Source organism: Bradyrhizobium sp. Unk1 (genome assembly GCF_059512345.1).
This window is the reverse complement of record NZ_JCAMOP010000007.1, coordinates 266,300-290,070: the sequence shown is the minus strand read 5'-3', so window position 1 is coordinate 290,070 and position 23,771 is coordinate 266,300. Positions and strand designations below refer to the sequence as shown.

Annotated in this window: 23 protein-coding genes and 2 riboswitches; of the genes, 4 read left to right on the top strand and 19 right to left on the bottom strand. The window is 64.1% G+C overall.

From position 1 onward, the window contains the following. The 9 genes from AC5ZFO_RS11975 to AC5ZFO_RS11935 form a co-directional block, all read right to left on the bottom strand. The coding region (locus AC5ZFO_RS11975) for an ATP cone domain-containing protein (protein WP_496122091.1) at positions 1 to 293 on the bottom strand (293 nt) is incomplete at its 3' end. A gap of 122 nt (positions 294 to 415) precedes the next feature. Then, positions 416 to 633: riboswitch (cobalamin riboswitch) on the bottom strand. A 113-nt stretch (positions 634 to 746) separates the two neighbouring features. Beyond that, complete coding sequence (locus AC5ZFO_RS11970; RefSeq protein ID WP_282524875.1) at positions 747 to 1,325, bottom strand: hypothetical protein; 579 nt, start codon at positions 1,323 to 1,325, stop codon at positions 747 to 749. Positions 1,326 to 1,386: 61 nt separating this feature from the next. Then, positions 1,387 to 2,397, bottom strand: coding sequence for a DUF6925 family protein (locus AC5ZFO_RS11965; RefSeq protein ID WP_282524876.1), 1,011 nt, complete (start codon positions 2,395 to 2,397; stop codon positions 1,387 to 1,389). 17 nt (positions 2,398 to 2,414) lie between these two features. Further along, a complete protein-coding gene (locus AC5ZFO_RS11960; RefSeq protein WP_496122090.1) occupies positions 2,415 to 4,532 on the bottom strand; it encodes a TonB-dependent receptor plug domain-containing protein in 2,118 nt (705 codons plus the stop codon). 114 nt (positions 4,533 to 4,646) lie between these two features. Continuing rightward, positions 4,647 to 4,860, bottom strand: a riboswitch (cobalamin riboswitch). A 75-nt stretch (positions 4,861 to 4,935) separates the two neighbouring features. Then, positions 4,936 to 5,157, bottom strand: coding sequence for a hypothetical protein (locus AC5ZFO_RS11955; RefSeq protein ID WP_063986347.1), 222 nt, complete (start codon positions 5,155 to 5,157; stop codon positions 4,936 to 4,938). Between the two features lie 128 nt (positions 5,158 to 5,285). Next, the gene (locus tag AC5ZFO_RS11950; RefSeq protein WP_282524878.1) at positions 5,286 to 5,543 is read right to left on the bottom strand and encodes a hypothetical protein; all 258 of its coding nucleotides are present in this window, start codon (positions 5,541 to 5,543) and stop codon (positions 5,286 to 5,288) included. 104 nt (positions 5,544 to 5,647) lie between these two features. Next, a complete protein-coding gene (locus AC5ZFO_RS11945; RefSeq protein WP_282524879.1) occupies positions 5,648 to 5,860 on the bottom strand; it encodes a hypothetical protein in 213 nt (70 codons plus the stop codon). A gap of 152 nt (positions 5,861 to 6,012) precedes the next feature. Further along, positions 6,013 to 6,249, bottom strand: coding sequence for a hypothetical protein (locus tag AC5ZFO_RS11940; protein ID WP_496122096.1), 237 nt, complete (start codon positions 6,247 to 6,249; stop codon positions 6,013 to 6,015). A gap of 66 nt (positions 6,250 to 6,315) precedes the next feature. Beyond that, on the bottom strand, positions 6,316 to 8,052 hold the full coding sequence (locus AC5ZFO_RS11935) for an adenylate/guanylate cyclase domain-containing protein (RefSeq protein ID WP_282524881.1): 1,737 nt from the start codon (positions 8,050 to 8,052) through the stop codon (positions 6,316 to 6,318). 326 nt (positions 8,053 to 8,378) lie between these two features. Here AC5ZFO_RS11935 and AC5ZFO_RS11930 point away from each other — a divergent pair, with 326 nt between their 5' ends. Beyond that, entirely contained in the window at positions 8,379 to 10,562 is a 2,184-nt protein-coding gene (locus AC5ZFO_RS11930) for a lytic transglycosylase domain-containing protein (protein WP_282524882.1), read from the top strand. A 90-nt stretch (positions 10,563 to 10,652) separates the two neighbouring features. Here AC5ZFO_RS11930 and AC5ZFO_RS11925 read toward each other — a convergent pair whose 3' ends face one another. Together AC5ZFO_RS11925 and AC5ZFO_RS11920 are read right to left on the bottom strand one after the other, a co-directional pair. Further along, on the bottom strand, positions 10,653 to 11,015 hold the full coding sequence (locus AC5ZFO_RS11925; RefSeq protein ID WP_282524883.1) for a hypothetical protein: 363 nt from the start codon (positions 11,013 to 11,015) through the stop codon (positions 10,653 to 10,655). 193 nt (positions 11,016 to 11,208) lie between these two features. Further along, on the bottom strand, positions 11,209 to 11,607 hold the full coding sequence (locus tag AC5ZFO_RS11920; protein ID WP_282524884.1) for a hypothetical protein: 399 nt from the start codon (positions 11,605 to 11,607) through the stop codon (positions 11,209 to 11,211). Between the two features lie 701 nt (positions 11,608 to 12,308). Here AC5ZFO_RS11920 and AC5ZFO_RS11915 point away from each other — a divergent pair. From AC5ZFO_RS11915 to AC5ZFO_RS11905, 3 genes are all read left to right on the top strand, one after another. Next, the gene (locus tag AC5ZFO_RS11915) at positions 12,309 to 14,735 is read left to right on the top strand and encodes a PAS domain S-box protein (protein ID WP_282524885.1); all 2,427 of its coding nucleotides are present in this window, start codon (positions 12,309 to 12,311) and stop codon (positions 14,733 to 14,735) included. Next, a complete protein-coding gene (locus AC5ZFO_RS11910) occupies positions 14,732 to 15,409 on the top strand; it encodes a response regulator transcription factor (RefSeq protein WP_282524886.1) in 678 nt (225 codons plus the stop codon). Before AC5ZFO_RS11915 ends, AC5ZFO_RS11910 begins: the two co-directional genes overlap by 4 nt. A gap of 86 nt (positions 15,410 to 15,495) precedes the next feature. Beyond that, positions 15,496 to 15,882: a response regulator transcription factor gene (locus AC5ZFO_RS11905; protein WP_282524887.1), complete on the top strand. Its 387-nt coding sequence runs from the start codon at positions 15,496 to 15,498 to the stop codon at positions 15,880 to 15,882. Positions 15,883 to 15,961: 79 nt separating this feature from the next. Here AC5ZFO_RS11905 and AC5ZFO_RS11900 read toward each other — a convergent pair whose 3' ends face one another. From AC5ZFO_RS11900 to AC5ZFO_RS11865, 8 genes are all read right to left on the bottom strand, one after another. Further along, positions 15,962 to 16,933, bottom strand: a complete 972-nt coding sequence (locus tag AC5ZFO_RS11900) for a tripartite tricarboxylate transporter substrate binding protein BugD (protein WP_282524888.1) — start codon at positions 16,931 to 16,933, stop codon at positions 15,962 to 15,964. Between the two features lie 178 nt (positions 16,934 to 17,111). Next, positions 17,112 to 18,353 (bottom strand): threonine synthase, encoded by a 1,242-nt coding sequence (locus tag AC5ZFO_RS11895; RefSeq protein ID WP_282524889.1) that lies wholly within the window; start codon positions 18,351 to 18,353, stop codon positions 17,112 to 17,114. Positions 18,354 to 18,495: 142 nt separating this feature from the next. Next, a complete protein-coding gene (gene lpdA, locus AC5ZFO_RS11890; RefSeq protein WP_282524890.1) occupies positions 18,496 to 19,917 on the bottom strand; it encodes a dihydrolipoyl dehydrogenase in 1,422 nt (473 codons plus the stop codon). Positions 19,918 to 19,934: 17 nt separating this feature from the next. Next, positions 19,935 to 20,168, bottom strand: a complete 234-nt coding sequence (locus AC5ZFO_RS11885; RefSeq protein ID WP_014495017.1) for a hypothetical protein — start codon at positions 20,166 to 20,168, stop codon at positions 19,935 to 19,937. An 8-nt stretch (positions 20,169 to 20,176) separates the two neighbouring features. Then, complete coding sequence (locus tag AC5ZFO_RS11880; protein WP_038933084.1) at positions 20,177 to 21,532, bottom strand: pyruvate dehydrogenase complex dihydrolipoamide acetyltransferase; 1,356 nt, start codon at positions 21,530 to 21,532, stop codon at positions 20,177 to 20,179. 57 nt (positions 21,533 to 21,589) lie between these two features. Beyond that, positions 21,590 to 22,042, bottom strand: coding sequence for a nucleoside deaminase (locus AC5ZFO_RS11875; protein WP_282524891.1), 453 nt, complete (start codon positions 22,040 to 22,042; stop codon positions 21,590 to 21,592). 2 nt (positions 22,043 to 22,044) lie between these two features. Further along, positions 22,045 to 22,347 carry a DUF5076 domain-containing protein gene (locus AC5ZFO_RS11870; protein ID WP_028149595.1) on the bottom strand — a complete coding sequence of 101 codons (303 nt, stop codon included), beginning with the start codon at positions 22,345 to 22,347 and terminating at the stop codon, positions 22,045 to 22,047. A 3-nt stretch (positions 22,348 to 22,350) separates the two neighbouring features. Beyond that, positions 22,351 to 23,751, bottom strand: coding sequence for a pyruvate dehydrogenase complex E1 component subunit beta (locus AC5ZFO_RS11865; protein WP_282524892.1), 1,401 nt, complete (start codon positions 23,749 to 23,751; stop codon positions 22,351 to 22,353). Positions 23,752 to 23,771: the final 20 nt, after the last annotated feature.

The window sequence follows — 23,771 nt, the reverse complement described above, 5'->3', positions numbered from 1 at the left end:
ATATGGAAGGTGCGTCCCTCGCCTGCCCGCCGCATCAACGCAGCGACGACTTCGGCCGTCAGCTGCTCCACGCTCTCGTGGACGCGACGCGAGGCCACCGCGCTGGTGCCTTCGACCGCAAGAAACGCCTTGGTCATGGCGACCGCGATCTTGGCGGAATCGAACGGCGAGACTTTTCCATTGCGACGGATGATCTGCATGGCCGGCTCGCTCGAAGCAGGCGCAAGCAATTGTGGACGCAAATGAACGATGGGTGCGGAAGCGGTGTCCGCGTCGTGCAGGTTCAGTGACATCAAAGGGCCCCGTGATGCGCGCGTTGTGTTTGAACGGGGCTGTAAGGAAGGACGCTGCTGAAACGCCGGCGGCAGAGTTGCCGGGCGGTGCATGCAAGCGACCGCCGGACACCCCGCCCGTGGACGTTCAGATTGTCGCGGCAGGTCTCCTGGCTCGCAGGTCGTCGCCCACTTCCCGTCTTCCCGGCGCGAAAGGCACCAGTGACGATTGTTCGGAAGCAGCTCGCTGCTGACAGTTGCGGGGGCAGCGCCGGAATTCCACGCTCTCGCGCGGTTCACCGGCTTCCCTCTTAGCCACTAAATCTTGCGATCCAGCGGAACCGTGACGCCCACATGTGGTGACATATGCAGCCGGGTGTCAACGATTCGTTGCGGGCCGGAAGCGGTGATCCCTGTGGAATGCGGGAATTCCCGCCCGGCGCGCGCAACCCTAGGGATGACGCACATCCAGCATTAGGCGTTCCGCATCGCGCGCCCGAACGGATCGACCAGGCGGACGATCTCGCAGGCGGCGACGAGGCCGGCGAGCCAGACGGCGCTGGTCAGCCCGATGCGCGTCACGATGGCCGCAGTGAACGCGCCCTCTCCGCCAAGGAACGGCGTCGCGGCAAGCAGCGCGAGCTCATAGGCGGCGTAGGCGGCGACGAGCGCGATGGCCAGCATCAGCGGCATGCGCCCCTGCGGCAGCATACGAAGCACGGTCGATGCCGCCACGGTCGACAGCAACGCGGCAGCACCGATGACAAAGCCCCATGCGATGGTGCTGCCATCAATGGGATAATGCAGCACGCCGAAGCCGATGGTCTGGTTCACGAGCCAGGCGCCGGTGACGACGAGCAGCGCCGGACGTATCGGCAGCATTGCGGCGGCGACGACGGCAAACGCCGCAAACGGCGTCGCGCAGGCAAGGGCGAAGCTCGCGAGCGCGCATGACACCGTCAGCAGCGCAAAGCAGAACATCGGCGCGAGGCGCGACGCGACCGGGTGAAGGCGGAAACGGTCGGCGTGGGGCGGCAGGATAGTGACAGTCATGGAACGATCTCCTTGTGGGATTTGTAGCACATTTTTGCTGGAACGCGGCATCACGTCTGACTCAGTGAAGGGCGTCCATGGGATCTTCAGTCTCGGCTGGATCGCGCCGGTCGTGGGCGGCAAGCCAGGCGGCGAGTGTCGCGGCGTGCGGCTCCATGGCCGCCAATTGGCGCAAGGCCACGCGAACGGCGGCGCGCGCCGTGCGATCGGATGGAAACGTCACCGTCTCAGGTCCCCGCCCCTTCGCGACCGCTTCGACCACGGCGCCCTTGCACGCCGTTAGCTCCGGCAGCCCATAGAGGTCGAGCAGCGCCTGGAAGGCTGCGTGATGATCCGGCCGAAACGCGCGCTTGCGGCCGAGCTGATCGCGCAGCGAATGGGCCGGATAGAGATGCGCGCAGGGGATCCATCCCGCAGGCAGCGGCTCGGTCGCAGAATGGGTGCGGCGATGCGCGAGCAGCTTTGGCAGGACGTGGGTGTGCGGGCCGTCAGGGCTTCGCCCACCCGGCGGCGGGATCGGCTGGAATACCTCGGCGCGCCCGATGCGGCTGATGAAGACGCGGTGCGGATTGGCGGCCAAAATGATCCGCATGGCGTCGCTTTCGGGCGCGAACACGGATTGGCCCGTGCGGCTCCTGAGCGCGGCGACGGCATCGGCATCGCTGACGCGGATGCAGGCGTCGATCTGCAACGTTCCGAGGCCAAGGTCGAACAGGATGCCGCTGCGATCCCTCGTCAGGAGCGCCTCGATATCCGGACCGAGCTCGGTCAGCACGGTACGACCGCTCATGGCGCTGGCTTCACGCGGGAGACACAGCGCGATGCGGTGGCTCCAGCTCTCCGTGGTCGGCGATTCCGATGCGATCAGGCGCAGATCCGGGTGGGAGACAACGCGCATCCCACCCTTCTGTGTCACAACGCTGCCCCCGTTGCGCGACTGCTCCATGTCGAGGTCCTCACCGGGCTCGCGTGTGAACTCGGCAATGGCACCGAACGTGCCGATGCTCCAGCCGGCCTCAGCGTCGGCAAGCTGGCTTGCGATCAGGTCCATGAGCGGATCGGCCGTCGTCATGAGGCTTCTCTCTCTCGCTATCTGACGTCGTAATTCGCCAGGCGAATGCCGCCATAGACGCCCAGTCCCGGCTGCAGAAAGCCGGTCGGATTTTGATAGTGCACATCGGCGAGATTATCGACCCGGCCAAATACCTTCACCTGGTCGGTGACCAGATATTCGGCTGCGACGTTGACGACGGTGTAGGCCGGAGCCAGCAGACGCGGAATGCTGAAGTCGCGGTTACCATCGACGAAACTCCCGACGTGCAACACTGTTGCGGACAATGTGAGCGGGTCGATCGGATTCCAGATGACATTTGCGCTCCACTTCTCCTTCGGACGCCTCAGCAGCTCCAGTCCCGCCGTCGCATCCACCGCGCGGGTAAAAGTGTAGTCGGCACGAACGCGAAGCCGGTCAGTGATCGCAGCCGCGACGAAGCTCTCCGTGCCCTCCGTGATCGCCTTGCCGATATTGGTGTTGGTGCTCGTGAATGTCACGGGATCGAACGTGCTCTGGATCAGGTCCGTGATGTTGTTGCGGAAGTAGGTCGCCCCGATGCGAACGCGATCGCCAAACCAGGGTTGCTCGAAGCCGGCGTCGTATCCGACGCTTTCCTCGGGCCTGAGGTTGGGATTTGCAAAGAAGAAGAACGCGGGAAAGCTGACGTAAAGCTGGTTGAGCGTCGGCGCCTTGAACCCGGTGCCGTAGCTACCCTTGAACTTCGTATCCGTGACCGGCACGATCACGGCAGACGCCAGACGAAAGGTCGGATGCTCTCCAAACCGCTCGTTGTCGTCCTGCCGGACGTTGGCCGTGAAGAAGACGCGATCCCGGAACTGGGACTGCAGCTCCATATATCCGGCCTTGTTGACGTTTTGCGCCGAGACCGTCGCCGTTTGCAGTGTTTCGGTCTCATGCTCCGCACCAATGATGACATTGTTGTTGGGCGCGAGCTGGGTCGTGGTGTGCCAATCATACTTGACGCGATCGCCGGTCGTGATCGTGGGCATCACGTCGCCGGGCGAGACGTTGTGGTTCCAGTGGTTGGTGTAGTTGACGCCGAAATAGCTTTTCATCCGGTCGTCGAGAGCGGACCAAACCGCCTCCCCGCGCGTGAAGAGCTGGTGCACCGTCTGCGTGCTTTGCGCGGCCGCGGGAAAGCTCGCGAATGCGACGGGATCGAAGGTGTCTCCGGTAAAGCGCAGGGTGGCGTCAGTGTAACGCGCGACGCCGTTGAGCGTCAGGTTTTCGGTCAGTTCGGCGCCAAGCTTCGTCGAATAGGTCATGTTGTCGTAATAGTTGCCGATCGCCTTCTGCCCCGGCGGCAGCAATTCGACCGGCGTCACCGGCACGTCGTTCGCGCGGAAATGCGCGACGTTGAAGGCATAGTTGAAGTGGTCCTGTGAACCGCTCAGGCCTGCGGTTTGATTGAACGTTCCGAACGAGCCTCCCTCGACCGAGCCGGTCGCGCGAGCGGGACCGTCACCCTTCTTCGTTACGACGGAGATCACGCCACCCAGCGCATCTGCGCCGTAGAGACCGCTCTGCGGGCCGCGCAAAACCTCGATCTGCTGAATGTCGGAGGTGAGCAACTGGCCGAAATCGAACGAACGGTTCGGGTTGCCGGGATCGCTGACGTCGATGCCGTCGATCAGGACCTTGGTATGGTTGGAATTCGTTCCGCGCATGAAGATCGACGTCTGTCCGCCGGGACCGCCGGTCTGCACGAGGTTGAGGCCGGGAACCGCGCTCAGCGCATCGGATGCGGTCCGGCGCTGATCGCGCTCGATGTCTCTGGCGGTCAGAACGGTCACCGAGCTCGCAACCAGATTGGTCGGCGTGACAACGCCCGTCGGACTGACGACGACCGTCGGAAACAGGTTGGCGGCGGATACGCCGGCAACAGGGGGCGACGCCGGCAACAGCTCGGGTTTCGGCATGCGAGCCACGCGCCGCTGCTCGGGCTGGTCGGGCGCACGCCGCGCGACTTGCGGCTTCGTCGCACGTTCGGTCGGCGCAACCTCGACCGGCGGCAGCAGATCGGGCGATGCCGATTGCTGGGCCTGGGCAATGGACAGATCGAGCGAATACAGGGAAACGAACGCGACAAGGCCGGCGCAGAAGCGCCTGGCGGCAAAGACAATACGGGACACTCTTGTAACCTCGGTATGACGTCAGTGGCACGTCACAGCGAACGAGGTTTCACGGCGGAGCGATCGATTGCTCCGGTGAAGCTAATGTCTGTACTCCCCGACCGACATCTTCGCGTGTGACCACGGCTGACGGCAGGTCTCCTGGCTCGCGGGTCGTTACCTTACGTCGCCTTCCCAGGACCGAGATTCCCAGTGGCACATGACGAAAGATTCACCGCTTACAGTTGCGGGGGCAGCCGTGGCGTTGAGAATATCCCGGTATCGGGAAAACCTCGCACCACGTTCCCTTTTGATCTCCGTGAGGAGAACCGTCACCGGCCAATCTACGGGGCGGGCACGCGGAGAGTCAATCGGACGGTTGCATCACGGTCAGCGCGCCGCACCGGAGATTGAGCTGGCGCAATCAGGCCGGCTCCCGCTCCGAACGCGTCCTGATCATCGCCCGCTCGCCGGCATCGACGAGTTGGCCGATGCCGGTGCGGCCCGTGAGCGCGCAGCGGATGATGTTCTCGGCAACGGACCTGCGAAAGCAATGGTCCTCGCCGACCGGGCGATTGCGGCAGACCCGATCCAGCGCCAGCTTCATGTTGATCCGGGTGCGGGTGTCGAAATGCTCGCTGATCATTCGCAGGGCCTCGATGCGTTGATGTCGGAGCGGAAACGCGTGGGCGTAGGCCGGGTTCCAAAACCAGACCGCGCAGGGCGTTGCGCAGAGCTGACTAGGCCCGCCCTCTTGGTCTTGTGACGGGCGGGCTACGCCCGACCTCTTGGCCGCTGGGCCTGAGCCCAGGCCGCGGTGACGTCGCGCAGCGGAGCATCGCTCCGCCGGATCGGGGTCAGCTCACCGGAGGCCGAGATGATGGCGGTCTCCTCGCGGCGGCAGCGCGAGCATACGAAGCGGACCTCATGCGGCGACGCCGACCAGCTCGAACGTTTGACGTTGGCCGCCATCGGCCATGCATCGCAATGCGAGCACGACACCAGGAACCGACCGGGATCGAGCATACCCATTCCATAGGACTCCGCGTCCTGCCTGCCGCTTCAATGACTAACCCATGTGAATCGTTCCGGTGCCCGAGCACCGTCAGCCCGTCAGCTCCAGGCAGCGTCGCCGCTCAGTGGGCGCCCTTGAGGGTGCATGACGTGGAGCAGGTAACGGTGTTGCCGTGGTCGCACGCCTTGCAGGCGGCGACGCATTGGTTCATGTCGCGGGGATTGTAGGAGCTGTAGCTCCGCATCGCGCAGACCGGGGTCGAGCCGGTGATGTCCTGCTCCTGGTTGCAGGCGGCCGTCATGAGCGCGAAGATGAGGACTGCGACAAGGCGCATGGGATTGCCCTGGTAAGGAGCGGCAAAGCGACGTCAGCGAGATGCGCCGCACCGCAACGGATCTCGACATTCCCACCGCGAGCAATCATGGATCGTGACGCTCGCATCCCGAAGGATGCCCGCCAAACATTAAGAACGGATTGCAGCAGGCGTCAGGCCGCAGCCTTGGTCGCGATCACCTTCCGCATATCCACCGCCAGCTGACGATACTGCTCCGAGAGTCTCAGATAGAACTCGCGCTTGGTGCTGTCGGTGGCGAGCTTGGCAATCAGCTCGCATTCGGCGGTGAGCGTCTCGAACCGTTCCAGCCTGTCATGAAGTTCTGTCATCGGCGTGTCCCCGTCAAACGCCTCAAGGGACGACAAACCTAAGCCTGAGAAATAGGTCACGGCGAACATCGTTATCGAGTAGAAGCGTTTTTTCCGGCGAGGCCGGTGCCGGCCCGGCAACGACGGCTATTTCTGCTCCAGCCGCCAGGCGCCGTCCCAATTGGCGTCCGGCGGATTGGCCTCGAACTGCGCGATGCGGCCGAGCAGCGTGCGCGAGGGGCCGTCGCCGGGCACCGCTTCGAGCGCTGCATTGAACGCGGCGCGAGCCTCGTGGAAGCGCTGCGCGCGGTAGGCGGCGAGGCCTTCGGCGTAGCGCGCGCGCAGGCTCTCCTGCGGGACGCTGAGCCCGTGCGCCTTGCTCATCACCTCGAAAATGGCCTGCGGCGCGCTCTGGCCGGCCACTGCGAGACGATCGATCTCGCGCAGCTCGAGGTTAGAGCCGATCGCGTCCGCCGTCGCCTGCGCGATCAGGATCCGCGTGCCGTAGATCTTGTTGACCAGTTCGAGCCGCGAAGCGAGGTTCACGGCATCGCCCATCACGGTGAAGCTCATCATCAGCTCGGAGCCGATGCTGCCGGTCAGGACCTCGCCGGTGGCAATCCCGATGCGCAGATCGCAAGGGCCTGGCATGGCGCGGATACCGAGCAGGTCAGGCAATTGCTTCTGCAACGCCGGCACCTCATCGGCCATGTCGATGGCGGCGTAGCAGGCGAACAGCGCCGGCTCGTCCTCCTCGATGAAGGGAGGCCCCCAATAGGCCATGATGGCATCGCCGATATATTTATCGATAACGCCGCGATGGCTCCGGATCGGCGCGGACATCACCGTGAAATAGTGGTTCATGACCTTGACGAGGCCGCGCGGGGTCATGCCCTCGCTCATCGAGGTGAAGCCGCTCATGTCGGAGAACATGATGGTCATCACCCGGCGCTGGCCGTCGATGGCGACCTCCGGGCGGTCGATCAGCCCCTGCGCCACCTTGGGATCGATGTAGCGGCCAAAGGTCTCGCGGATCCGCTCGTTGTGCCGCAGCTGCTCGATCATGCGATTGAAGGCGGCGGCGAGTTCGCCGATCTCGTCCTGGGTCGAGACCGTGATGGTCTTGTCGAAGCGGCCCGCCTCGACCTCGCGGGTGCCGGCGAGCAACAGCCGCACCGGCCGTGTGATGCCGCTGGAGACGAGGAGCGCGAAAGCAAATCCGACGATCGCCGCGAGCAATGTCACGACACCCGAAATGATGATCGCCTGCCGCTGGCGACTGATCACCGTTGCTGTGCTGGCGAAGACCTGCTTGAGCATGTCGGCGCGGATCGCATCGATCTTCTGGTTGAACTGGTCGCGTATGGTGTCGAGATGCTCCAGCGTGCCGCGCGCCTCCGTCATCTGTTTGGCGTCGACCTCCTTGAGCAGCTTGGCGTGATCCTCGTTCATCGCCTGCCGCAGCTCGGTGAGGACGGTTTCGATGCGGGTCTCGATCCGCGCCAGCCCGGCATTGTCGGAAGGCGTCCTCTTGTCGTCGATGATCGCGTTGATGTGCGCGCGCGCGGCCTCGGCCTCCTCGTCGATCTTCCGATCGGCCTCCTCGAATTCGCGCAGGCGCGCCGCGTAGGCCTCCTCCTCCGAGGGCGCCTGCATCTTCATCATGACCATCCGCCGCAGCGCCACCGACCGCTCCAGCGAGCGGATGTTGGCGCGCGCCAGATGGCCGTAGGCCGGAATGTAGCGATCGGTCAGCTCGTCGAGCAGGACGCCGACCTGGCTCGACATCACCATCGAAAGAATCGCAGTGACCAGCATCAGGACGATCAATCCGAGGGCGATCCCGACGATCTTGCGCCTGATCGACTGGTTGAAAAGTGGCATGAGCGGTGGGGGTAAGAGCTGAAAGGACCGGTTGGGAACTCAATACACCGGTTTTGGCGGCAGGAACACGCGCAATCTGGCCCTTGCGACGCCCCTGACCGCACGCAACCGTCGCGCGAGCCCCGTTCGTTAACAAAGCTTAAAGACGCTCCCCTTTCCGCCATTTCGGAAGTTCTCGAGTTCCCATCGGTATTTTGCCGCATTGTTGAAGGAGCGTGAGGACTGCGAAACGATGTCGTGGCATCGTTTTGGGTGTCGTCTTTGATTCTCAAGCCGCATGTCGTCGCGGACCTTGGTTTGTAGTGGTTTCGCAGGGGGACCATCGAATGAACCAGTGCCTACGCTCGCTCGCGTGTGTCATTGCCGTGGCCGCTTTGGCCTTGATCCCAACCGAGCTGGCAGCGAAGAGCAGTCACAAATCGTCCGCGTCGAAGAAGACGCATGAGGCGAAAGCCGGCAAGCCGCGCCATGCTGCGGTCAAGTCGCGCCATGGCAAGCACGCCGAGGCCAAACGCAAGCCGAAGAAGGACGACGAGCCCTCGGACAAGCAGGCAGCCCCGCCGCTCACCGGCGACCTCGCCGCGCTGAAGGACGCCATCGATCTCGCGCGCAAGGGCAAGACCGACGATGCCAGCGCGGCGCGCGACCGCATTGCCGATCCGGCCGGACAGAAGCTCGCCGACTGGTTCATGCTGCGCCATTCCGAGAGCACAGCACCTTTCAAGCGCTACGCCGGCTTCCTCGCCGTCAATCCGGACTGGCCGAGCAACGCCCTGCTCCGCCGCCGCGCCGAAGCGCGGCTGTGGCAGGAGAAGAGCGACGCGGCGACCGTGCACAAATTCACGATGGACCGGCCGACCAGCGCCAAGGGCAAGTTCGCGCTCGCCCGCGTGCTCCTGAGTGAAGGCGACAATGACAGGGCTACGCGTCTGGTGCGCGAGGCCTGGCGTACGGACGAACTAACCGAGCGCAGCGAGGAGGATTCCTACGAGGCGTTCCGCGACCTCCTGACCGCTGACGATCATCGCGCCCGCATGGACAAGCGCCTCGGCGCCAAGGACTACGCCGCCGCAAGACGCGCGGCCAAGCGGCTCGGCGAAGATGCGCTCGCGATCGTCAAGGCCTGCTCGGCGGTCACCGGCAAGGCCAACAAGGCCAAGGATTACCTCGAGGACGTCTCGACCGAAGCACGCCGCGATCTCGGCTATGTCCTGTGCCGCGCGCAGTGGCATCTGCAGAACGACCGCATCGACGACGCCGCCGAGGTGATCCTGGCCGCCGCGCCCGACACGATGGCGGCCCAGGACACCGATGCCTGGTGGCGCGAGCGCCGCCTGCTCGCGCGAAAGCTGCTCGACCAGGGCAAGTTCAAGACCGCCTACGACGTGGTGCGTGCGGCGGCGGTGCCCGCAATGGAAGTCTATCGCGTCGACTACCACTTCATGTGCGGCTGGATCGCGCTGCGCTATCTCGACGATCCCAAGGCGGCCATGGTGCATTTCGCCGCGATCGATGAAGGCTCGGCCAATCCGATCGCGCTGTCGCGTGCGCACTACTGGCGCGGCCGCGCGGCCGAGGCGATGGGGGCGACGGCGGATGCGCGCATGAGCTATCAGGCCGCTGCGCGCTATACGACCGCCTATTACGGCCAGCTCGCACGTGCCAGGCTCGGCCTCGACGGGATCGAGCTGCGCCCGCCCTCGCCCGTGCTGGCCGCGGCCGACGCACAGCCCGCGGACGAGCGTGTGCGCGCCGCCGAGATGCTCTACGGCGTCGGCGAGCGCGACATGGTGTTCTATTATGCCGAGGATTTTGCCAAGGAGAGCACCGACGTCGCAGCGCTGGAAGCGCTCGGCGAGCTCGCCGGCCGGCGCAACGATGCGCGCGTGATGCTGGAGGTCGGCAAGTCGGCGCTGGCGCGCGGGCTTGCGCTCGACCATTACGCCTTCCCGACCATCGGCATTCCCGAGCACAAGCAGGTCGCGCCCGCGATCGAGACCAGCGTGATCTATTCGGTGGCACGCACCGAAAGCTCGTTCGACCAGCGCGACAAGTCACCCGCCAACGCGGTCGGCCTCATGCAGGTGACGCCGGAGGCGGGCCGCGATACCGCAAAGCGCTTTGGCCTGACCTACGACTGGGACAGGATGGTGTCAGATCCCGTCTACAACACGCAGATGGGCGCGGCCGAGCTCAGCGCGCTGCTGTCGGAATATCGCGGCGACCAGATCATGACCTTCGCCGGCTACAATGCCGGCCGCGGCCGGGTGCGCGAATGGGTGCAGACGCGCGGCGACCCGCGCGACCCCAAGGTCGATCCGGTCGACTGGGTCGAGCGCATCCCGCTGTCGGAGACACGCAACTACGTCCAGCGCGTGATTGAGAATGTGCTGGTCTACCGCGCCCGGTTCGAGGGCAGTGGCACAGCCACGGCGAAGTCCGAGCAACGCGTCACGACGCACGAAGTCAGCGCGACACCTACGGCAGCGGCCGCAGCCGCCGCGCCCTAGCTTCGCAACGCCGGGGCTGGACGCGGCGCGAAGCTGGATGCAGTGACTGCGGCCGACCACTCTGCGCGGCTCGCATCGTCAGGCTAGCCGTCACCTCCTTCCGTGGTCAGAAGGTTCGTGCGCGCGCAGAAATGCTTCCGTCAGGGCGCCCGAGAGCGCGCCGAATTGCATCATCCAGCTCCAGCTCGAAATGGCCGCGAACACCGTGATCACCTCGAGCGAACTGCGGTAAGGCCAGAGCGCTTCCATGCTCGTCGGCTGATATCGGCGGTAGCAATCATACTCGCAGTACTGCCGTTGCGTGGACACATGCCGGACGTAGCTCGAGCCCAGCGGCCGGGCGCACGCGCTGCAGGTCACGCCATGGCGCGGTTGGCCTTGATTGACGAGCATGAATTTCAACGTCCTGTCCTCCCCTGCCAGCAGCCGCATCAGCCGATGCGCCTCGCCCACCCGCCTGCTCAAGACGCCGCTTGCGCTCGCCTCTCGATCACCGGCGCCGCTTCGTGATGGAGCGCGTAACACGCGTAGCCGCAATAGGGCAGCAACGTCTTCGCGTCGCGCAGATAACCGCCGCTGATCTCCTCGCAACACCATAGACAAAATGTCTTGCGGAAAGGGGTCCTGCCGTTCACCAATATGAATCTCACGTGGCACCTCCCAACGCGAAGCAGTAGACCGTGTCGACCAGAGAGGCGGACGGCGGCGGCGCGCAAAGATGGTTGCGGCCGTCGGGATTGTCCCTGTTTCGCTCGACCTTCTGGGATGGAATGAGGATGTACTTACCGTCTTCCCGGCGTCGCGCAAAGATCCGGCCGTCGACGTATCGCACCTCGGTCGGGTAGCAATCCGCGCTGTTGCAGCAGCTGAGCACAGGATTGTCGGGCATGTGCCAGCTGGAATAGAACTTCTCGTGCAGGAGCTGATCCTGGAGCGGATGATGACGGTGTGCACCATCCTGTCCGAGCTCGTCGGCCTTCACTCCCGCCATCAACGGAAGCGGCAGCGCGATCATCAAGAGGAGCTTGCAAGCATGGTTCAGCACGCAGCCTCCGGTTCAGAATTGCCGAATGGAGCCGATCGAAGGGTTAATCCTCATGCCGCCTGAGATCGAAACAACCATCGGCGGTCGCGTTCGCGGCGCGCCCTGAAGCGATCGACACATTTTCTGGAGCACAGCGGCGTTCGCCAGGAATAATATCGGATCAGGCCAAACTTGCCGCTACAGACAGCGCAGGCTTTTGCAGCAGGACCACGCTCGGAGTGTTCAGGCGTATCGCACATAATTCTCCTCCCGGCTCTCATGGTCGTGGCTTCGCGCGTGCGCTGACGCACGGCCATCCACGCTCGTCAGTGAAAAATGCGGTCTCTCAATCGCGACCAGCCAATCGTGCGGCAGGTCGGGCAATGGACGCAGGCCTATCGGCAGCACATCGAACTAATCGCCGGCTTGTGGCCTTGCACATCGCGTCCCCTCGATGGTTGTGAGACTAATCCGCATGCAACGGACGACTCAATTGTACGGAGGTAAATGTGCGCTATGACTTGGGATGCGCGAGCTATACGTAGGTTTGTCCCGTAGTTTTTCGGGCCTTCGCCACACATCGCAACGATACGGCGCAAGGCCGGCAGGCTGCACGGCTGCCGCGAGTTTCGGAGCGTAGTTCTACTTTGGTCGGAGGGAATTGCTCCCCTGGTTGCAAAGTGCTCTACTTGCTTCGGCTCCAGCGAGCCGGGACGCCCGCGATGATGCCTGGCCAAATCGCGAAATTTGGGAATTCGGCGGCGCAATTGCTGCTCGGCGGCCTCGCGGCGCTTCGATCTTTCGGCACCGGCGAGAAGGACAGTCCCGCGGTCGGCGGTGACTCGCGACAAGACATCGTCGACCTACGCGACGCCGTGAAGCAGTGGCGCGAGGTGTTCGAGCACAATCCGGTCATGTATTTCATGGTCGATCCGGCTGGGACGGTGCTCAACGTGAACACGTTTGGCGCCGCACAATTAGGCTACACGGAGGCCGAGTTGACCGGCCAATCCGTGCTGAACGTCTTTTTCGAGGAAGACCGCGACTTCGTCCGTCAATGCGTCGGATTGTGCCTGGAAACCGTCGACGAGTCGCACACCTGGGAGATTCGCAAGATCCGCAAAGACAGCTCGGTTCTCTGGGTCCGTGAAAACGCCAAGGCGATGCTGCGCGGCGACGGCACGCCGGTCGTGCTGGTCGCCTGCGAAGACATCACCCAGCGCAAGGAGGCGGAGGATGCGCTGCGGCAGAGCGAGGCCTACCTCGCCCAGGCGCAGGAACTGAGCCGCACGGGCAGCTTCGGCTTGAGCCCCGCGACAGGCGAGATCTTCTGGTCGAGGGAAACCTTTCGCATTTTCCAATGTGACCCGGCAATGCAGCCGAACCTGGGCTTCGTTTTTCAGCGCATCCATCCGGAGGACCGCGATGCGGTCCGCAAGACCCTTGATCGAGCCTTCCGCGAAGCGGAGGATTTCGACCATGAATATCGCCTGTTGATGCCGGATGGATCGATCAAATATCTCCATTCCGTGGCACGCGCGGTGAAACGTGCATCCGGGCGCATCGAGTTCGCCGGCGCTGTCACCGATGTCACGATTGCAAAGGAAACAGAACAGAGGCTGCGCCGCAGCGAGGCCTATCTGGCCGAAGCCCAACGCCTCAGCCATACGAGCAGCTGGGCCTGGGACGTGCGTCGTCAGGAGTTTGCCTACCGATCGGCTGAACTCTACCGCCTGTTCGGATTTGAGCCGGAGCAGACCAATGTCCCGGCGCGGGCTTTCCAGCAACGGATCCTCGCCGATGACTTTCGACGAATTGCCGACGTGGAACGCCGCGCAATCCACCAAGGGGAGCCCTTCGAAGTCGACTTTCGGATTGCGCGTCCGGACGGTTCGATAAGACGTGTCCATACGGAGGGACATCCTGTGAAGGGCGGCGATGGCGATGTGATGGAAATCATCGGCACGCACGTGGACGTCACCGAGCAGTTCGCCGCAAAAGAAGCACTGCAAAAGGCCTTTGACGAGCTCAAGCAATCCGAGCAGCGATTCCGCGACTATGCCGAAACCGCATCGGACTGGTTTTGGGAGACCGGGCCGGATCACCGCATCACCCGGATATCGGAACACGCCGATACGGCCAGTCCGGTGCCGACGGGCTTGATCGGGCTGACCCGTTGGGACATTCCGCCCGATGCCGAGTTCGAGCCCGAGAAGTGGGAGCAGCATCGCGCTGCGCTCGATGCCCACCTTCCGTTCCGCGACCTGGTTTACCGCAGCAAGGATCGCAACGGATCTCCGATTTACGTGCGCACCAGCGGCAAGCCCTTCCATGACGAGAATGGTAACTTCCTCGGCTATAGGGGCGTCAGCAGCGACGTGACGGCGGCGATCCGCACCGAGCAGGCCGAAGATGCCCTGCGCAAAGCGCAAGCCGAGCTCGCTCACGTCACGCGCATCACGACGCTCGGCGAGCTCACCGCCTCGATTGCCCACGAAATCAACCAGCCTCTTGCCGCTGTCATTTCCAATGCGGACGCCTGCATCGGTTGGCTCGGCCGCGACCCGGCCGATCTCGACGCTGCGCGTCGTTCAGTGGAATGGATCGTCGAGGACGCCAATCGGGCGAGCGAGGTGATCCGCCGGATTCGGGCGCTCGCGAAAAAGACCGAGATCGAGATGGTCCCAGTCGACATCAATCAGGTCGTAAGGGAGGTGATGGCCCTCGTTCGGCGCGAGCTCGCCACCCATGCCGTGTCGGTGCGGATGGAGTTGTCGTCCGGCCTGCCCAACATTTGCGGCGATCGGATCCAGCTCCAGCAGGTGCTGATCAACCTCGTCATGAACGGGATCGAAGCCATGCAAGCCAATGTCGAGCTCCCGCGCGAGCTGGCGATTCGGTCCAGTCGGGACGGCGACGGGCACTTGCTCCTTACCGTGACAGATCGCGGTGTCGGCCTTGACAGCGACGTGACAGACCGCATCTTCATGCCGTTCTTCACGACAAAGTCGAGCGGCCTGGGGATGGGACTATCAATCTGCCGATCGATCATCGAGGCTCATGCGGGCCGGCTTTCGGCATTTCCAAATGAGGGAAGCGGTGCAACATTCCAGATTGCCCTGCCCTTCCCACACGAGGCCGCGTCGTGACTGACCAGGCCAAGCCAACACAGGCGCAGGCACAGGCGGCGGCCGATGATCCGATCGTCCTGATCGTCGATGACGATCCGTCGATGCGGCGTGCGCTCACCAATCTCTTCCAATCGGTCGGCCTCAGGGTGGAGGCCTTCGGCTCGGCGGCGGAGGTCTTGGAAGCCAAGCCGCCGGTGGTCCCCAGTTGCCTCGTGCTCGACATCCGCCTGCCCGGCTCGAGCGGCTTCGACCTCCAGGCGGACCTCGTGAAGGCCGACATTCGCACGCCCATCATCTTCATCACCGGTCATGGCGATATCCCGATGACCGTCAGGGCCATGAAGAGTGGCGCCATCGATTTTCTGACCAAGCCGGTGCGCGACCAGGACATGCTGGATGCAGTCCAGGCTGCGATCGAACGGGATCGCAGGCGGCGCGATGCCGAGAAGTCGGTATCAAGCGTGCGCGCTCGCTTTGAGGGCCTGACGGCGCGTCAGCGCGACATTCTCGCCCTGGTTGCGTCCGGCCTGATGAACAAGCAAGTCGCGGCCGAGCTTGGATTGGCTGAGATTACCGTCAAGATCTATCGCGGGCAGATCATGCGGAAAATGGGCGCGAAGTCATTGGCCGATCTCGTCAGAATGACCGAGACGCTCGGAATCCCGCGCCCAAGGGGAAAGGTGCAAACCTAAGTATGCTTTTCAAGCTCGCCCCGAGGGCTCACCCTCCGGTGGGTGCTGCACCATGATCGGCGGCTCCCCGATCAGGAGCGATCATCTTGTCAGTCCTCTCGGTCATTTCCATCATTGACGATGATCCATCAGTCCGCCTTGCGACGAACAATCTCCTGACGTCGCGGGGATACACCGTCTGCATCTTTGGCTCTGCCCTCGAATTTCTCCAGTCGGCCGAACTGAAGACGACGTCCTGCGTGATCGCGGATGTGCAGATGTCGGTCATGGGCGGGGTTGATCTTTTGATGCATATGCGCGGCCTTGGTCACCGCACGCCGTTCATCTTCATGACCGCCTTTCCCGACGATGCCGTGCGCGACCGCGCGCTGAAAGCCGGCGCCATCTGCTTTCTCGCGAAGCCGTTTTCCACGCCGGCTCTGATCAATTGCCTGGAGCAGGCCCTGTCGAAGCACAGCGAAGCCAAGACGTAACGCGGCGCCGCGTGAACCTGATTGCTCCACAGGGTGCGGCGACTTGACGTTGTGGCCGCATCCGAAGAGGCAAGCCGCCTCAATCCACCTTGATGTCGGCAGCCTTGATAATCGGCCACCATTTTGCGATCTCGGCCTTCTGGCGGGCGCCGAGCGCTTCGGGCGTGAGCTGATCCTTGGGCGTCATCTCGAGGCCCTGGCTTTCGAGCTGCTTCTTCACGGCGGGATCGTTCAGCGCTTCCACGGCGGCCGCATTGAGCCTGGTGACGATCTCCTTCGGCGTGCCCTTCGGCACCCACAGGCCCGACCACAAAGTCATGTTGAAGCCTTTCAGCCCCGCCTCGGCAGCCGTCGGAATGTCCGGTGCCGACGAGAGCCGCTTGTCGTCGGTGATTGCATAGGCGCGGATCGTGCCGGCGCGGACCTGGTTGATGGAGTTGGAGGTCTGATCGATGATGACGTCGATCTGGCCGGCGATGAGATCGTTCAGCGCGGGCGCCGTGCCGCGATAGGGCACGTATTGCAGCTTGATGCCGCTGACGCTCTCGAAATAGACACCGGCGATATGGCTGCCGGAGCCCGCGCCGGCGGTGCCGGCGGTGGGCGGCGACGGCCGCGACTTCAGCCAATCGATGAGCTCCTTCAGCGAGGTCGCGGGCACCGCGTTCTTGCTCACCACGATCATCGGATTGCTCGGCAGCAGCACCACCGGCTCGAGATCGGCGACGAGGTCGTATTTGAGCTTGTAGACGGCGCCGTTGGCAACATGGGTGCCGAGATGCCCGAAGGAGATGGTGTAGCCGTCCGGCGCCGATTGCACGGCGCGCCCGACGCCGATCGAGCCGCCCGCGCCGGTGACGTTCTCGATCACCAGCGGCTGGCCGAGCGTCACCCGCATGCGCTCGGCGAGCACGCGCGCCATCGCGTCCGACGGGCCGCCGGCGGCGAAGGGAACGATGACGGTGATGGGATGCGAGGGATAGTCGTCGGCGCGGGCGACGCCGGTGAGAGCGAGGATACCGAGCAGCCCGGCCCAGATGGCCTTCTTCATTGTCTTCTCCCCAGCGATGTCTCTGTGTTTTTCTTCACCTCGCCCCGCTTGCGGGGAGAGGTCGAATTCGTGCGCAGCGCGAATTCGGGTGAGGGGATACAGGTCTCACGAATATTTCATTCGCGGAGAGAGGCCCCTCACCCACCTCTCCCGTAAGAACGGGGAGAGGGAGAGATTTCTAGAACTGCGTGTAGTCGATCGGCTTGTGGCGATCGAGCGTGCGGGTCACCGGCGGCAGCGGGTATTTCAGGCCGGTCGCGCAGTTGAACAGCATCACGCGGTCGGTCTTGCTGACGCGGCCGTCGGCGAGGCTGTCCTTGTAGGCGGCGTAGGTGGCGGCGCCCTCGGGACATAGCAGCAGCCCCTCCTCGCGCGCGACCTCGTTCAGCGCCGACGAGATCTTGTCGTCGTCGACCGCGATGGCAAAACCCTTGCTCTGACGCACCGCGCGCAGGATCAGGAAGTCGCCGATCGCCTGCGGCACGCGGATGCCGGACGCGATCGTGTGGGCGTCTTCCCAGCGCGTCGCATGCTCGGTGCCGGCATCATAGGCCCGCACCATCGGCGCGCAGCCCGACGCCTGCACCGCGACCATGCGCGGGCGCTTGGAGCCGATGAACCCGATCTTCTCCAGCTCGTCGAAAGCCTTCCACATGCCGATCAGGCCAGTGCCGCCGCCGGTCGGATAGAAGATCACGTCGGGCACGTCCCAGCCGAGTTGCTCGGCGAGCTCCAGGCCCATCGTCTTCTTGCCTTCGATACGGTACGGCTCCTTGAGCGTAGACGTGTCGAACCAGCCGACTTTTGCCTTGCCCTCGCCGACGATCTTGCCGCAATCGTCGATATAGCCGTTGACGCGATAGACGGTCGCGCCCTGAAGCTCGATCTCGCTGACGTTCACTTCCGGCGTGTCGGCCGGGCAGAAGATCGTGGTCTTGATGCCGCACGACGTGGCGTAAGCTGCGAGCGCCGCGCCGGCATTGCCGTTGGTCGGCATCGCCATGTGCTTGATGCCGAGCGCCTTGCCCATCGACACCGCCATCACGAGGCCCCGCGCCTTGAACGAGCCGGTCGGCAGGCGTCCCTCGTCCTTGACGATGATCTCGCCGCCGCCAAGCTTGGCGCCGAGCTTCGGCAGCCGGATCAGCGGCGTCGTGACCTCGCCGAGCGAGACGATGTCCTTGCATTTGCGCACGGGCAAGAGCTCGCGGTAACGCCACATGTCGCCGGGACGCTGGGCAAGCGCATCCTTGGTCAGCGCCTTCTTCACGCCCGCGAGATCGTAGCGCACCAAGAGCGGCTTGCCGGCCTTGGAGAGATTGTGGACCTGGTCGGCGGCGTAATGATCGCCCTCCATCGCGCATTCGAGATGGGTGACGAAGGTCGGGCGTTCGATGGTCAGGTTGTCGTTGTCGTGCATGGGTTGGTTTCCTTCTTATTTTGCAAACGGCTCTCTGCTCGTCATTGCGAGCGCAGCGAAGCAATCCAGAATCTTTCCGCAGAAGCCGTCTGGATTGCTTCGCTTCGCTCGCAATGACGACGGCGGGCGGCGATGGCGCCCATCAAATATTCAAAACCCTTCCATATGCATCGAGCACGGCTTCCTTCATCATCTCCGACAGGGTCGGATGCGGGAACACCGTATGCATCAGCTCTTCCTCGGTCGTCTCCAGGTTCATGGCGACGACGTAGCCCTGGATCAGCTCGGTGACTTCCGCGCCGACCATGTGGGCGCCGAGGAGCTGACCTGTCTTCTTGTCGAAGATCACCTTGACCAGGCCCTGGTCCTCGCCCAGCGCAATCGCCTTGCCGTTGCCGACGAACGGGAAACGCCCGACGCGGATCTCTCGGCCGCTTTCCTTCGCTCTGGCTTCGGTGAGGCCGACGGAGGCGACCTGCGGCTGGCAATAGGTGCAGCCCGGGATCAGGTCCTTGTCCATGGGATGCGGATGCAGGCCCTTGATGGCCTCGACGCAGATCACACCCTCATGCTCGGCCTTGTGCGCCAGCATCGGGGGACCGGCGACGTCGCCGATGGCGTAGATGCCGGGGACGTTGGTCTTGCCGTAGCCGTCGATGACGATACAGCCGCGATCCGTTTTGACGCCGAGCTTTTCGAGACCGAGATTCTCGATATTGCCGACCACGCCGACCGCCGAGATCACGCGCTCGAACTCGGTGGTGACGGGCTTGCCCTTGCCATCGTCGATGGTGGCGACGACGCTGTCGGCCTTCTTCTCCAGCTTCGTGACCTTGGTCGAGGACATGATCTTGATGCCCTGCTTCTCGAGGCGCTTGCGGGCCAGGCCGGCGATCTCGGCGTCCTCGACGGGCAGGATCTGCGGCAGCACCTCGACCACGGTGACCTCGGAGCCCATGGTGTGGAAGAACGAGGCGAACTCGATGCCGATCGCGCCGGAGCCGACGACCAGCAGCGACTTCGGCATCTTCTCCGGGACCATCGCTTCGAAATAGGTCCAGATCAGCTTCTTGTCGGGCTCGAGCCCGGGCAGCACGCGCGGCCGCGCGCCGGTTGCAATAATGATGTGCTTGGCCTGGTAAGCCCCCTCGCCCAGCGCACCCTTCGGGCCCTCGACGTCGGACTTCTTCACGGTGACCTTGCCGGGCGCGTCGATCGAGGCCGCGCCCCAGATCACGCTGACCTTGTTCTTCTTCATCAGGAAGCCGACGCCGTCATTCAGCCGCTTCGAGACGCCGCGCGAACGCTGCACCACCGCCTTCGGGTCGAACGAGACCTTCTCCGCCGACAGACCGTAATCCTTGGCGTGCTGCATGTAGTGGTAGATCTCGGCGGAGCGTAAGAGCGCCTTGGTCGGGATGCAGCCCCAGTTCAGGCAGATGCCGCCGAGATAGGACTTCTCGACGATGGCGACCTTGAAGCCGAGCTGGGCGGCGCGGATCGCGGTGACATAGCCGCCAGGGCCGGAGCCGATGATGATGACGTCGAAGGATGTATCGGCCATGGCGGCTCCCGTTCAACTCAAGCGGTCGTTGCGCCGCGGGCGCGGCGATTGCGGATGTAGGTTCTGATCAGCCATTCCGAGAGAATGGCGGCCGCCATGACGGCGAAGATGGTGAGCGCGATCGGCGCCCAAATGTTGCGCGACAGCGCCTCGCCGGCGAAGAAGGCGGAGTCAACGATGTCGCGGCCGAGCGGGCTGAGCGTGAGGATCAGCGAGACCAGCATCGAGATCCAGGGCCAGCGCGTCGTCATGCGCCATCTCAGACCATCATCATGACGGGATTTTCGATCAGCTGCTTGAACGCGCCGATCAGCTCGGCGCCAAGCGCGCCGTCGATGGCGCGGTGATCGCAGGACAAGGTCACGCTCATCATATGCGCGATCTCGATCTTGCCGCCACGGACGACCGGCCGCTCCTCGCTGGTGCCGACCGCCAGAATGGTTGCATGCGGCGGGTTGATCACGGCGGTGAAGTGGCTGATGCCGAACATGCCGAGGTTGGAAACGGCCGTGGTGCCGCCCTGGTACTCTTCCGGCTTCAGCTTGCGCGAGCGGGCGCGCGCAGCAAAATCCTTCATCTCGTTCGAGATGGTGGAGAGCGTCTTGGTCTCTGCCTTGCGGATGATCGGCGTGATCAGGCCACCGGGCATCGCCACGGCGACACCGACGTCGGAATGGTGGTGCTTGACCATGCCGCTTTCGGTCCAGCTGACGTTGCAGTTCGGGATTCTCTGGAGCGCAACGGCCATCGCCTTGATGACGAAGTCGTTGACCGAGATCTTGTAGAGCGGCTTCTTCTCCTTGTCCTTGGGAGCAGCCGCGTTGATCTCCTCGCGCGCGGCGAGCAGCTTGCCGATGTCACAGTCGATGGTGAGGTAGAAGTGCGGGACGTTCTGGATCGACGCAGTCAGGCGCTGCGCGATCGTGCGGCGCATGCCGTCATGCGGGACGATCTCGTAGGAGCCGGGCTCGAACAGCGACAGGATCTGCTTGTCCGACATGGTCGGCGCGATCGAGGGCGCGCCGGACGGCGCAGCGGCAGGCGCCTTCAGGCCCTTGCCGGACTTGGCCTGCTCGACGTCCCGCGCGACCACGCGGCCGTGCGGGCCGGTGCCTGTGACCATCGACACGTCGATGCCGGCATCCTTGGCGAGACGGCGTGCGAGCGGTGATGAGAACACGCGGCCGCCATGGCCGTTGCTCTGCGCGGCTGGAACTGCGGCTTGCGGCGCCGGTGCGGCGGCAGGCGGCGGCGCAGCCTTGGGCGCGGCAGGCGCAGCTGCGGGAGCCGGCGCGGCGGCGGGCGCTTCAGCGGCTTTCGGAGGTGCGGCCGAAGCGCTGGGCTTGGCGGCACCAGCCGCCTTCACGTCCTCGCCTTCGCCGGCGAGCACGGCGATCACGTCGTTGACCGGGACGTCCTGCGTGCCCTCGGGCACGAGGATCTTGGCGATCGTGCCTTCGTCGATCGCCTCGACCTCCATGGTCGCCTTGTCGGTCTCGATCTCGGCGATGACGTCGCCGGATTTGACCTTGTCGCCTTCCTTCTTCAGCCACTTGGCGAGGTTGCCCTTCTCCATTGTCGGCGAGAGAGCGGGCATCAGGATGTTGATGGGCATGCTGACCTCAAGAAGAACTTTTCAATACGTCGTCTCCGACAGCGAAGACGACCAGGTTTAGTTGCCGATGTCGCCCTGCCACAGGCGCTCGTTGGCAGGGATGGAACGCCAATTCTTCATCATGGTGATGGAGCGGTCGTCGGCAAGGTCGATCCAGGGGATGTCGAACTTGTCGAGGATGTCCTTGGAGCCCGGGAAGGTGACGGATTCCCCGATCACCACCAGCTTCACCTTGAACAGAGCGAGTGCGCCAGCACACATCGAGCATGGCGACAGCGTGGTGTACATGACGGTGTCGTGGAACGAGATCACGCCGGCTTCGCGCAGGCAGCTCATCTCGCCGTGGAGAATGACGTTCTTTTCCTGCACGCGGTTGTTGTGGCCGCGGGCAATGATCTCGTTGCCGCGCGTCAGCACGGCGCCGATCGGCAGGCCGCCCTGCGCGATCGAGGCCTCCGCCTCGCGGATCGCCTCCAGCATGAAATCGAAATGATGGGCTTCGATCGCCACGATCAGTGCCCCTTCCCGCGCGGTGTCGTCGTGCCCGTATCGGTTGGCCGTTCAATCTCCGCCTGGAACATCTCGAGGATCCGGCTCAGCGCGTCCTCCTCGGTGTATTCGCTCTCGCGCGCATAGGCGCGCGCCGCGTGGCGGGCGAGATCGACGAGCAGGAGGCCCCACATGTCGGGCTCCTCGAAGGCGCGCTGGAACGCCATCGACAGCCCGCCGTCCAGCACGAATACGCGCAGGATCTCGACCGCATCGTCGCGGGCGAGGACGTCGGGTGGCAATGGCTGCTCCTTCGGGCCCGCCATGGTCTACCTGTAGCAGACGGCTTTGGCGGCCTCGACCACTTCGGCTGCCGACGGCAGCGCGAGCTTCTCCAGGTTCGCCGCATAGGGCATCGGCACGTCCTTGCCGGAGACGCGCGCGACCGGCGCATCCAGATAGTCGAAGGCGTTCTCCATGATGCGCGCGGCGATCTCGGCGCCGACGCCGCTCTGCGCCCAGCCCTCTTCCACCGTGACCGCACGACCGGTCTTCTTGACGGAGTTGACGATGGTCTCGGTGTCCATCGGCCGCAGCGTGCGCAGATCGATCACCTCGGCCTCGATACCGTCCTTGGCGAGTTCGTCGGCAGCTTTCAGCGCATAGGTCATGCCGTTCGACCAGGAGATGATGGTGACGTGGCTGCCCGAGCGCACGATGCGCGCCTTGCCGATCGGGATCACGAAGTCATCGAGCTTCGGCACTTCGCCGGTATGGCCGTAGAGCACCTCGTTCTCGAGGAAGATCACCGGATTGGGATCACGGATCGCAGCCTTGAGCAGGCCCTTGTAGTCCGCTGCGGAGAACGGCGCGACCACCTTGAGACCGGGGACGTTGGAATACCAGGACGAGTAGTCCTGGCTGTGCTGGGCAGCGACACGTGCGGCGGCGCCGTTCGGGCCGCGGAACACGATCGAGCAGCCCATCTGGCCGCCGGACATGTAGAGCGTCTTGGCGGCCGAGTTGATGATCTGGTCGATCGCCTGCATGGCGAAGTTGAAGGTCATGAACTCGACGATCGGCTTCAGCCCGGTCATGGCGGCGCCGACGCCGATGCCGGCAAAGCCGTGTTCGGTGATCGGCGTGTCGATGACGCGCTTGGCGCCGAACTCCTGGAGCAGGCCCTGCGTCACCTTGTAGGCGCCCTGGTATTCGGCGACCTCTTCGCCCATCACGAAGACGTCGGCGTCGCGGCGCATCTCTTCGGCCATCGCGTCGCGCAGCGCTTCGCGGATGGTCTGCGTCACCATCTCGGTGCCGGCGGGCACTTCGGGATCGGGTTCGGCGACGGCCGGAGGGGCAGCCGCAGCCTTCGGCGCCGAGATCATCGGCTTGCCTTCGCCGACCGGCGAGCGGGATTCGGCGACTTCCCGCGCGACGCTCGGCGCGGGCGCGGCCGGCGCCTTGGCGAGATCGGCGGCGCTCTCGCCATCGGCGAGGATGGTCGCGATCGGCGTGTTGACGGCAACGTCGGCGGTGCCCTCGGGGATCAGGATCTTGCCGAGCGTACCTTCATCGGTCGCCTCGACCTCCATGGTCGCCTTGTCGGTCTCGATCTCGGCGATGACGTCGCCGGACTTGATGGTCTCGCCCTCTTTCTTCAGCCACTTGGCAAGGTTGCCCTTCTCCATCGTGGGCGACAACGCGGGCATCAGCACTTGAATTGGCATATCGACTCCAAAAGAAAGCT

Coding starts and splice junctions, on each gene's coding strand:
- AC5ZFO_RS11970 (WP_282524875.1), bottom strand. CDS start 1,325: ATGACTGTCACTATCCTGCCGCCCCACGCCGACCGTTTCCGCCTTCAC.
- AC5ZFO_RS11965 (WP_282524876.1), bottom strand. CDS start 2,397: ATGACGACGGCCGATCCGCTCATGGACCTGATCGCAAGCCAGCTTGCC.
- AC5ZFO_RS11955 (WP_063986347.1), bottom strand. CDS start 5,157: ATGATCAGCGAGCATTTCGACACCCGCACCCGGATCAACATGAAGCTG.
- AC5ZFO_RS11950 (WP_282524878.1), bottom strand. CDS start 5,543: ATGGGTATGCTCGATCCCGGTCGGTTCCTGGTGTCGTGCTCGCATTGC.
- AC5ZFO_RS11945 (WP_282524879.1), bottom strand. CDS start 5,860: ATGCGCCTTGTCGCAGTCCTCATCTTCGCGCTCATGACGGCCGCCTGC.
- AC5ZFO_RS11935 (WP_282524881.1), bottom strand. CDS start 8,052: ATGCCACTTTTCAACCAGTCGATCAGGCGCAAGATCGTCGGGATCGCC.
- AC5ZFO_RS11930 (WP_282524882.1), top strand. CDS start 8,379: ATGAACCAGTGCCTACGCTCGCTCGCGTGTGTCATTGCCGTGGCCGCT.
- AC5ZFO_RS11915 (WP_282524885.1), top strand. CDS start 12,309: ATGATGCCTGGCCAAATCGCGAAATTTGGGAATTCGGCGGCGCAATTG.
- AC5ZFO_RS11900 (WP_282524888.1), bottom strand. CDS start 16,933: ATGAAGAAGGCCATCTGGGCCGGGCTGCTCGGTATCCTCGCTCTCACC.
- AC5ZFO_RS11895 (WP_282524889.1), bottom strand. CDS start 18,353: ATGCACGACAACGACAACCTGACCATCGAACGCCCGACCTTCGTCACC.
- lpdA (WP_282524890.1), bottom strand. CDS start 19,917: ATGGCCGATACATCCTTCGACGTCATCATCATCGGCTCCGGCCCTGGC.
- AC5ZFO_RS11885 (WP_014495017.1), bottom strand. CDS start 20,168: ATGACGACGCGCTGGCCCTGGATCTCGATGCTGGTCTCGCTGATCCTC.
- AC5ZFO_RS11880 (WP_038933084.1), bottom strand. CDS start 21,532: ATGCCCATCAACATCCTGATGCCCGCTCTCTCGCCGACAATGGAGAAG.
- AC5ZFO_RS11870 (WP_028149595.1), bottom strand. CDS start 22,347: ATGGCGGGCCCGAAGGAGCAGCCATTGCCACCCGACGTCCTCGCCCGC.
- AC5ZFO_RS11865 (WP_282524892.1), bottom strand. CDS start 23,751: ATGCCAATTCAAGTGCTGATGCCCGCGTTGTCGCCCACGATGGAGAAG.